Annotated in this window: 10 protein-coding genes; 6 read left to right on the plus strand and 4 right to left on the minus strand. The window is 40.7% G+C overall.

The annotated features are described in order from the left end of the window. Positions 1-13 precede the first annotated feature (13 nt). Complete coding sequence (locus J8L97_RS09925) at positions 14-454, plus strand: SRPBCC family protein (RefSeq protein ID WP_211049201.1); 441 nt, start codon at positions 14-16, stop codon at positions 452-454. Between the two features lie 5 nt (positions 455-459). Here J8L97_RS09925 and J8L97_RS09930 read toward each other — a convergent pair whose 3' ends face one another. Then, the gene (locus J8L97_RS09930; RefSeq protein WP_211049204.1) at positions 460-1,953 is read right to left on the minus strand and encodes a PLP-dependent aminotransferase family protein; all 1,494 of its coding nucleotides are present in this window, start codon (positions 1,951-1,953) and stop codon (positions 460-462) included. A gap of 178 nt (positions 1,954-2,131) precedes the next feature. On the opposite strand from J8L97_RS09930, the gene J8L97_RS09935 reads away from it, so the two are divergent. From J8L97_RS09935 to J8L97_RS09950, 4 genes are all read left to right on the plus strand, one after another. Continuing rightward, positions 2,132-2,707 (plus strand): GNAT family N-acetyltransferase, encoded by a 576-nt coding sequence (locus tag J8L97_RS09935; protein WP_211049207.1) that lies wholly within the window; start codon positions 2,132-2,134, stop codon positions 2,705-2,707. Beyond that, positions 2,704-3,315: an FMN-binding negative transcriptional regulator gene (locus J8L97_RS09940; RefSeq protein ID WP_211049210.1), complete on the plus strand. Its 612-nt coding sequence runs from the start codon at positions 2,704-2,706 to the stop codon at positions 3,313-3,315. Before J8L97_RS09935 ends, J8L97_RS09940 begins: the two co-directional genes overlap by 4 nt. A gap of 552 nt (positions 3,316-3,867) precedes the next feature. Continuing rightward, entirely contained in the window at positions 3,868-5,085 is a 1,218-nt protein-coding gene (locus J8L97_RS09945; RefSeq protein ID WP_211049212.1) for a hypothetical protein, read from the plus strand. A gap of 107 nt (positions 5,086-5,192) precedes the next feature. Continuing rightward, complete coding sequence (locus J8L97_RS09950) at positions 5,193-5,546, plus strand: HopJ type III effector protein (RefSeq protein WP_211049216.1); 354 nt, start codon at positions 5,193-5,195, stop codon at positions 5,544-5,546. Positions 5,547-5,573: 27 nt separating this feature from the next. Here J8L97_RS09950 and J8L97_RS09955 read toward each other — a convergent pair whose 3' ends face one another. After that, on the minus strand, positions 5,574-5,876 hold the full coding sequence (locus J8L97_RS09955) for a hypothetical protein (protein ID WP_211049218.1): 303 nt from the start codon (positions 5,874-5,876) through the stop codon (positions 5,574-5,576). Positions 5,877-5,992: 116 nt separating this feature from the next. On the opposite strand from J8L97_RS09955, the gene J8L97_RS09960 reads away from it, so the two are divergent. Next, positions 5,993-6,898 (plus strand): LysR family transcriptional regulator, encoded by a 906-nt coding sequence (locus J8L97_RS09960; protein WP_211049221.1) that lies wholly within the window; start codon positions 5,993-5,995, stop codon positions 6,896-6,898. 140 nt (positions 6,899-7,038) lie between these two features. Here J8L97_RS09960 and J8L97_RS09965 read toward each other — a convergent pair whose 3' ends face one another. Continuing rightward, entirely contained in the window at positions 7,039-9,222 is a 2,184-nt protein-coding gene (locus tag J8L97_RS09965; protein WP_211049224.1) for an OsmC domain/YcaO domain-containing protein, read from the minus strand. 220 nt (positions 9,223-9,442) lie between these two features. Continuing rightward, a partial coding sequence (locus J8L97_RS09970) for a hypothetical protein (protein ID WP_247688627.1) occupies positions 9,443-10,100 on the minus strand: 658 nt, incomplete at its 5' end.

The following is a 10,100-nucleotide window of genomic DNA, read 5'->3' on the forward strand; positions in this document are numbered from 1 at the left end:
GAGTAACCCTGTTATGAAAGTCAGTGTCAGTGCGTTTTTCCCCGCCAAAGCCGAGCATGTATGGTCTATCATTACCGACATCGACGGCGCACAACAACGCATACGCGCCATTAAAACCTTGCGTGTATTATCCAGACCTAGTTCAGGGTTGATTGGCCTAAAGTGGCAAGAAACACGCACCATGTTTGGTAAAGACGCCACAGAAACCATGTGGATCACCAGCGCACAAACCAACAAATATTACACCACATGCGCCCAAAGCCATGGCTGTATTTATATTACAACGTTAGAAATTATAGAAAAGTCCAAAGGGTGTGAACTAACAATGCATTTTAGGGCAGAAGCACATACAATACTGTCGAAAATACTCAACTGGGTATTTTCCCCTTTTATGAACCGGCAATTAAAAACGGCATTGTCACAAGACTTACTTGATCTGAAAAGTGCGCTTTAACATGCTCATGAATGATACAATTGCTCAATAATTATTTTTAATCCATGACTGGCGTTTTCACATGATTGGCCTGCAAAACCAAGGCGAAGGTGAGTATGTTTATTCTCAGCCAAGTTTAGCGACCGACTACTCTCATTAAAGTAGAATTCAGTTTGAGTTTGCACATAAACACCGTGTGACTTGACGCTTTCTTTTAACTTGCTGACATTGACCCCCATGTTCACCCACATTGCCATACCACCATCAGGTTTATCATAGGTAATTGGATATCCTTGTGATTGATATGACTTAAGCAAACTATCGAGGTGAGCGTATTTCTGCTTATACAATTTGGTCATGCGTTTTGAATGACGCTCAAACCCACCTTCTTTCATCCACTGAGCAACCGATAATTGCGTCAATACATCATTTTTATGATTAATTAACTGTTTAATGGCTTGTAATTGCGCCATGATCCCTGAACTACATGTCACGTAGCCAAGCCTTGCGCCTGCAAACATCAATTTTGAAAAGGTCGATACGTAAATTACAATGCCTGCGGGGTCATCGGATGCCAAAGGCGCAACCGGATGACATCGATAATGAAATTCGTGATCATAGTCATCTTCTATAATTGCAACACCATGTTCGTAGCACAATTGATAAATTTGCATACGCCGAGTCATCGACAGTGTGACGGTTGTTGGATATTGATGAAGCGGCGTTAAGTACAATAGTTTTATCGGATATTGCTTAAGCTGCATGGCTAAATCATCCACACATAAACCTTCTTCATCCTGATGAATATCAATTAAAGATGCACCACATGCTGAAAATACTTTGCGAGCCGGCGGATAACCTAATGTTTCGACAGCAATAAAGTCTCCCTGTTTAACAAATGCTTTTGCAATTATGAACAGAGCTTCTTGTGAGCCATTACAGATCAATAGCTCCTTTGCATTCAAATTACGGGCTCGGTGCAAATAAGCCAAAATTTGTGACTTTAACTCGGGCACTCCAGCTGCTTCACCATAATGGAGTAAATTGCTATTGAGTCGCTGACAAGCACTGCTTGTCGCCCGTTTGAATTCTGCAAATGGAAACGCGGCCAGATCAGGCAAGCCACCCGCAAAATTATATTGATAATCGGCCAATGACATCGTCTTTTGAAATTTAATGTCGTTCGCAAAACTAAACTGGTAAGTGCTGTATTCACGCCCTCCTTCGGATTGAGTGTGTTTATTCTCACTGCGTGTAACACTTGAATCTATGGGTAGGCTATTTGTCACAAAATACCCTGCACGCTGACGAGACTCCAACCAGCCTTCGGCTACCAGTATTTGCAATGCGTTCATTACCGTATGGCGATTCAAAGCGTATATGTCAGCCATTTTGCGTGCCGAGCTGAGTTTTGTACCCGGTACTAAATCACCAGATTTGATGGCTTTTCTAAGCGCTTTTGCCAGTTGTAAATAACGTGCCGGCCCTATCGAAGTAAATTCAATACTAATTGGGTTCATTGGTCTAATACATTGATTCAATTTGTTGTTATCTACCATACCAGATGACTGGAGCAATGAAACCAATATCGAGATGTGAGGTTTTTAATCTGGTCTATATCATTTCTTTATTCTGGTTGTATATATACAACCAGAATGTCGTAAATTACTCAGTATAAAACAGATTCAGGAAGATATTATGCTTACTCCAACGACACTATCAAGCCACAAAATAACACTTGAACCAATTGCTCAGAAGCACCTTAAGCAGATGTTAATAGCAGGACAAGATGCCAGTATTTGGCGCTGGGTACCCACCAATTACTGCCGGTCACCAAGCACACTACAAACTTGGTTAGACGACAACGCTAAGTTTAACCCACAAGCACAATTAACGTTTGCCATCATCGACATCGACACACACACCGTGGTAGGTACCACCCGCTTGTTTAGACTAGATAGTCATAATTTAAGTGCTGAGGTAGGCCACACATTTATTGGTGTTCCATGGCAAAGAAGTTACGTTAATACGCATGCGAAACATCTGATATTAACTTATGCATTTGAGCAGCTTAACTTAGTACGTGTGACCATATGTACCAATGAAAAAAATGACAAGTCGCGCTCAGCTATCTTGCGCTTAGGTGCAAAATTAGAAGGTATTGCCTATAAAAACCGCTTATCCCCCGACGGAACATTTCGTAACTCAGCGATTCATAGTATCACCGATGATACCTGGCCCGAGGTTAAACGTTTCTTGGAGAGCCGCCTATGAATTATCCCCCTAAGCCATTTACCGAAGTGAATGAAACCGACTTATATCACCTTATGGCCCAATACCCACTGGCAACCATACTCAGTGCTGACCCCAACACGGCGCTTAATAATACGTGTCAAATTCCAATGCTATTTGATGAAACTTGTTCGCACTTTATTTGCCATGTTACAGCAAACAACCCTCTCACTTTGCAAGTAAGTAAAAGCGTTAAACTATTGTTTAATGGACCAAACGCGTATTTATCCCCAAATCACTGTAATAATGAAACCTTGCCAAGCTGGCTGTACGCCACAGTCGAAGTTGAAGGCATTTTGGAATTAATCACTGAACCGCAAGCGCAACTTGCTGCGATGAATACGCTAACTGATCACTTTGAACGTGGCTTTGATACGCCATGGCAAGTAGCAGATCTGGATGACCAATTGGTAAATGCTATGTTCAAACACATTCGCTTTTTACGCATCAAACCCTTACAGTGCACAGGCGTATTTAAGCTAAGCCAAAATAAACCCAGTCACATTAGACAACAAGTGATCAAAAGCTTAATGACTGAGGGCCAAGATTCTGTCGCTGAATTAATGAGAACACACTCGAAGCAGCGCTGAGATTAGGTTTTTTATAGCCTGTATGGTAAGTAACACGACGTGATCGCTTTTTAACTTCGCCCATCAAGTTGAAAAGCAACGACGTGTTTTAAACTCATTAATTAAGCACAATACTTATACAGCAAAGTCACCTCCGGCAATTAATACTATACAAGTTTTATAACCCTCTGCTCTCATTACTATGCTCGGTATGCTCGGGTAATCGTTATTTGACACATGTCAAAATAGGTCCTATTACAGACACTCAGCTATCACATCATTCGCATTTTGCAAAGATAAGTATAGACATGATCGCACTTTGCAATGAATTTTTAGCATGTTCAGAATCTAAAACAAAGTAAATATACTGCTTTACCCAGAGTACAAAGAATATACGCTTAAATTTATATTATGTGTACTCAGTAACCTACTGTATTAGCTAACATTAATTTCTAAATATCACAAATTCAGTACTTTAGTTGTGCTTTTAGGGTGCAATGGCGTGAAATTTGCTTTTAGTAAGTAAATACTAAGTAAACACTGCTTAAATAGCAGACTTATTAGGAGTCAAATATGACACAAACCTTAACCAAAACGTCACTACAGTGTGCCTTGATGGGTGCCGTCGCATTGAGCACAGTAAGCATGGCTGCGGACGACAATGCCTGTTTATCTGGGTTAATTGCGATCGACCGCACAGGGAAAAGTGAACAAGGAAGTTTGTATCATTTGGACCCGGCCAATTTATCATTCACTTTACTATCAGGTACTACTACTGCCGCAAGCAATATCGCAAGTTTTGGTAATACCCTATATATGATGGAGAAATTGGACAGTAATACCAGAGCATCAAAGCTTTATGCATTTGACTTATCAACTGGGCAACAGCGCACATTAGCAGATACGACCTCGTATACGATTAAGCGCTCTGCAATGTCACCTGATGGCAGCTACTTACTGGCTACGAGCCAAACTTACATGTATCAATTTGATGCTATAACGGGTGTAAAAACAGTCATGGGGAAAATGCAAACTAGCGATGCCAGCTATGCAGATTTTAAACATGGCGATATTGCTTACTCCAATGATGGCAACGTTGTATATGTATTGAACGCAAAATCACTGTACATGCTCAATGAAAACGACATGACATTAGACAAAATAGGGGAGCATGGTCTCAACTGGGCGTCTGGCTTAGCGATTGGCAGCGACGGTACTCTCTATGTTTCGGCACGCAATGCCAATGAAAATGCAAAGATCTATACGCTTGATGTAAATACGGCACAGGCCGCTTATCTGATGGATGGCCCAAGACATATGGCTGACTTGACCTATGTGAATGGTTGCGGAAATCGTTTGATAAGTATTGATAATTTATACCGTAATGGTGTAAATACAGCACACCAATATTACCTTGATAATGCACTCAATGGTGCAATAGCCAATGTTGAAGGGTTTAGAGACGGCTCGTTTAACTTTAATGCAGCTGGTTTTCCGGTAGAGTCTAAAGACCAAGGCGGAAATCACAACAAAATAACCAAGCACCCTAATGCAAACCGCTGTGCAAGGATGTGGAATAACTTTCTGGACCACCAATACACGCTGAATCAAAGTGGTGCTGGGGGCAAAAAAGCCGATGGTTCAACTAAATGGTATTACTCTACGACAGATGGCGACTACAAAGTAGTCAGTGCACAAAATGGTTTGTGTACTTACAGCTTAAACGACGATGCATCTATGCGATTGGTATATGACTCAACCACTGGTGATGTATCAGTGATTCAAGACTAAAACACTGGCCACAGTATCAAGCTGCTGTGGCCATTATTGAGATATTTCACTCAACATTTATACCCTTCTATTGTATGCTTATATCATCATAATTTTAGGGTAATAGCATGAAACTAAACGCATTATTGCAATCTTTAAAAGACAATCCTGATTCAGTCTCTTTCACACAAACTATGAGCGTAATAGACAGCTTGTATCATTTTACAGCCACTTCATTTAAAAACAGTGGTGTGCACAACGAGGCCGGTACAAATTCGGGATCATGTAAAATTTTTTCCTTTGCCCAATTACATAATCTAACTAAACAACAAACATTACATTGCTTTGGCGACTATTATAGAAAAGATGTATTAGCTCTCCCTGATGCAATTGATCACCAAAACATTCGCGCATTTTTAGCAAATCGAAACGGCCTAGAAGAAGTCCATTTTGATGCAATCCCCTTGTCTGAGAACACCTAAACTACGTGCTCACAGGCAAAATTTGTCTTACAAACCAAACTGCATTGCACCACTATAAAGACCTTTATGTACTGTACTTGTTTGCCAAATACAGTACTTTACTTTACCTTTTTCATTAATTTGATAAATTGGACAACCACATTGGCCGCAAAACGCATGTTCAAATGCTCCCTCAGCCCTTTGCACATACTTCTTTACGCATTTTTTGGGATCATTCACTAATCCGACAGCATGTATAAAGCACAAGTTATCATGCTCACTGTACACTGGCACGTAATCGGACAACACCTGATATTTTACTTCCGCACAATAACATTGCTGCTCTATCATATTAGCTCCTTGGTATTCCTATTGAATTACGTACACATTATATTTATGCTATAAAGAAAATATAGATGTAGAAAAGAAAGTCTCTTTTTCTTTTATGGAAATAATAAAGGGTACCTATGCGACGAGAATGGGACAAGCATCACTTGCTCAATGTATTTTGCCAAGTAATTGAAAAAGGTTCATTTTCAAAAGCAGCTCGGCACCTTGATCTACCTAACTCTTCGGTTAGTAAAGCGGTATCACAACTTGAAAGCCATTTAGGTAAAACCTTATTGTTGCGCACCACACGAGCACTATCAACTACCGACGAAGGTAAGCTCGTGTATAAACGCGCACAAGCTTTACTTGAGGGTTTTCGTTCTCTCGAAGAGGAGTTAGAAGAGTTAAGCAGTGCGCCAAAAGGCAAACTACGCGTTACTTTTCCGAATACTTTAGGCCGCATGCTATTTAGCCAAATCTGTAATGATTTTCTAAAATCTTATCCAGATTTTGAGCTAGAGCTCATATTTACCGCCTCCCATTTAGACTTGATTGAAGAGAACATAGACATTGCATTTCGTACATGGCACACACTCCCCGACAGTCCATTTTATTGTGTGAGTCTACTCAAAGTGAAGCTGTTATTTGTTGCTTCACCAGAGTATTTAATACGTTGTGGCACGCCAAACAGCCTTGATTGCCTAGCTCAGCACAATGTATTACTCACCCGTCATTCAGTACTCGAAAATGCATGGGTACAAGACAATGGCCCTCAATATACTTTTACTGGTAACTTAATTGCTAACAATCGATTTCATATCAGAGAGGCGGTTCTAGCCGGTATTGGGATTGGTATGTTGCCATCCTACTTTTGTCAAAAAGACATTGCATCCGGAGGTTTTGTTGAACTATTGCCTGAGTTAACACGAGAACAAAAAACCTTAGGCGCACTGTATCGCGTAAAACGAGAAAGTTCTAAAAAACTAGATACCTTCTTGCGCTTTGTTGAGCAACGCTTAGCCCGATTGGAACTGCCTGATTAACTTACAGATTGGTAGTTCAAGTGCTTAAAGCCAATGCAAAAGTGAACCCGATACGAATGTCAGGATTTATAAACAAGCACTGCCCATAAAAAGCCGATACATTAACGGTATCGGCTTTCATGCGGTATAAGACTGCGACTCTATTGCGCAGCTTTTTCGGCGCGTGCTTGGTGCAGCTTTTTATAACTCTCAATTAAGCGTAAATGCTTATCAAGCCCTTCTAATGCCATGTTTGTTGGTGTTAGGCCATAAAACTTCACGTCACCAGACACTGAGCCAATGGCATTTTCAATGACTTCTTGTCCAAACATTCTGGCAAAGTTACCCTCAAAGTGAGCTAATTCAAGCGCCTCATCAATACTGACTTCAAGTACTGCATGAACCGCTTGATAGAACAAGCCTCGCGCAACCGTGTTATCGTTGTATTGTAAGAATGAATCTACCAACTCAATCGCTTCTTCCAATTCACCTAATGCAAGGTAAATTAATATTTTAAGCTCTAATATGGTGACTTGGCCCCACACTGTATTCTCATCGAATTCAACCCCAATTAAGGTGCGAATATCAATATAATTATCAAGTTGACTTTCTTCTAAGCGCTCAACCAAATCTACTAACGCATCATCATCCAATGCATGCAAATTCAGTATGTCTTCACGATATTGCAACGCTTTATTGGTATTATCCCAAATAAGGTCTTCAACTGGGTAAACCTCAGAATAGTCAGGTACCAAAATTCGACAGGCCGTGCCTAAATCTGAAAACTCAGCAACATACGCTTCTTTGCCTAATGTTTTCAAGATCCCAAATAGCTGCTTACACTCTTGCTCGTTAGAGCCTGAGAAATCCCACTCACAGAACGCATAATCGTATTTGGTACTAAAGAAGCGCCATGAGATCACACCTGTTGAATCAATGAAATGGTCCACAAAGTTTTCCGGCTCAGCCACCGCCATACTGTTAAAAGTTGGCTTTGGTACGTCGTTCAACCCTTCAAAGCTGCGTCCTTGTAAGAGCTCGGTTAAACTACGTTCTAGCGCAATTTCAAAACTTGGATGTGCTCCAAATGAAGCAAAAACGCCGCCTGTTTTCGGGTTCATCAAAGTCACACACATCACTGGGAACTGGCCACCAAGTGACGCATCTTTAACGACGACAGGAAACCCTTGCGCTTCTAACCCTTCAATGCCTTCTAAAATACCTGGAAACTTTTCAATCACACTGCGAGGAACGTCAGGTAAAACAATCTCTTGCTCAATGATCTGCCTTTTAACCGCCCGCTCAAAAATTTCAGATAAGCACTGAACTTTGGCTTCCTCGAAATTATTGCCGGCACTCATGCCATTACTTAAGAATAAGTTTTCAATTAAATTAGAGGGAAAGTAAACCGTTTCACCATCTGATTGACGCACATATGGAATTGAGCAAATTCCACGTTCTACATTGCCTGAATTGGTATCGATTAAATGGGAGCCACGTAATTCCCCTTCAGGGTTATAGATCTCTAAGCAATATTCATCGAGTATTTCAGTGGGTAATGCATCGCTTTCATCTGGCTTAAACCACTTTTCATTGGGATAATGTACAAATTCACTGTGAGCAATGTCTTGGCCCAAATACTGGTCGTTATAGAAAAAGTTACAGTTTAAGCGCTCGATAAATTCACCTAACGCGGAGCATAATGCACCTTCTTTTGTTGACCCTTTACCATTGGTAAAACACATCGGTGACGCAGCATCACGAATGTGTAAAGACCACACATGTGGTACTATATTCCGCCAAGATGAAATCTCAATTTTCATCCCTAACTCAGCCAAAATATCGGTCATATCAGCAATAGTTTGCTCTAGGGGTAAATCTTTACCCGCAATAAACGTACTCGAACCATTATCAGCTTGCGTCATCAACATAGCTTGTGCATCTTCATCAAGATTTTCAACCGTTTCTATCTTGAATTCTGGCCCTGTCTGTACCACCTTTTTAACTGTACAACGCTCAATGGAACGTAAGATGCCTTCACGGTGCTTGTCTGAAATACTCTCAGGTAATTCAACTTGAATTTGAAAAATTTGATTGTAACGATCTTCTGGATCAACGATGTTGTTTTGCGATAACCGAATGCCATCTGTCGAAATATCACGGGCCACACAATATACTTTTACAAAGTAAGCCGCACACAGTGCTGAAGACGCCAAAAAGTAATCAAATGGGCTCGGCGCAGAGCCATCACCTTTATATCGAATCGGTTGATCTGCGATGACAGTAAAATCATCAAACTTAGCTTCAAGTCTTAAGTTATCGAGAAAATTAACTTTAATTTCCATTGAGGTATTCCACGTTTTGGTGCTGCGCGTTATCGTATATGGGTATGCTTTACACTTCCCACACAAAAGCCGCGAACAAACTAATCTAAATTAGGCTAATTATCTGCTTTTTCGCGGCAATAGTCTTGGATTAATTACAAAAATACCGAATTATGCCGCTATTTTATCATTCAGTGCACTATCGCCCAATTGCTTCAAACATCATGCAGAATCAAGCCAGTCAGTTTTGGGGAGCATCAGAGTACCGTCTTGGCACCAGAGATAAGTCATGCACATTCACTTTATGGCATGTATCCCCGTACCCCAAAGTATATTTTAAAGCAGGGTACACACGTGATGAACTAATGCTGTACCCTATCGCTATCAGTCCTTTTTGTCCCCATAAAGAAACCACTTTTTTTCGTAATTCATTGGCATGCGGGTCATGAGCAAGTACTCGCTCTGTAAATTCTACCACCAACGCAATATCAGCAGGTAATTGCGCCAAATCTCTGTTCACAATTGCCCGTACAATGCGCGGTTCTATATTTGCCTCTAACGCCATATTAACCACTAGCTGAGTGCATGGCCCGCAGTCATCCCAGATAATTGCGCGTAATCTTGCCGCAAACAGAGGTCCTGTGGGTAAGTTTCCTGCATGAGAAGACATTATTTGACACCCCATGAGCTTTAAAAAAGCCATGAGGTCTGCATTTAGAATGTCTTGCATATAACGTACATCATAGTTGTAACGGCTTTTCATCGACAATAGTATTTTGTTAAACATGGTTTTAATCACAACGAGCTCCTTAAGTAACCTCAGGTTTGGATAAAGGTTTTGGAATAGAAAATGTTTTGTAAGCAAACTTACGTCCAATCCAATGATGATATTTTGTTCA

The organism is Pseudoalteromonas sp. MMG012, assembly GCF_018100875.1.
GTDB classification, from domain to species: Bacteria; Pseudomonadota; Gammaproteobacteria; order Enterobacterales; family Alteromonadaceae; genus Pseudoalteromonas; species Pseudoalteromonas aurantia.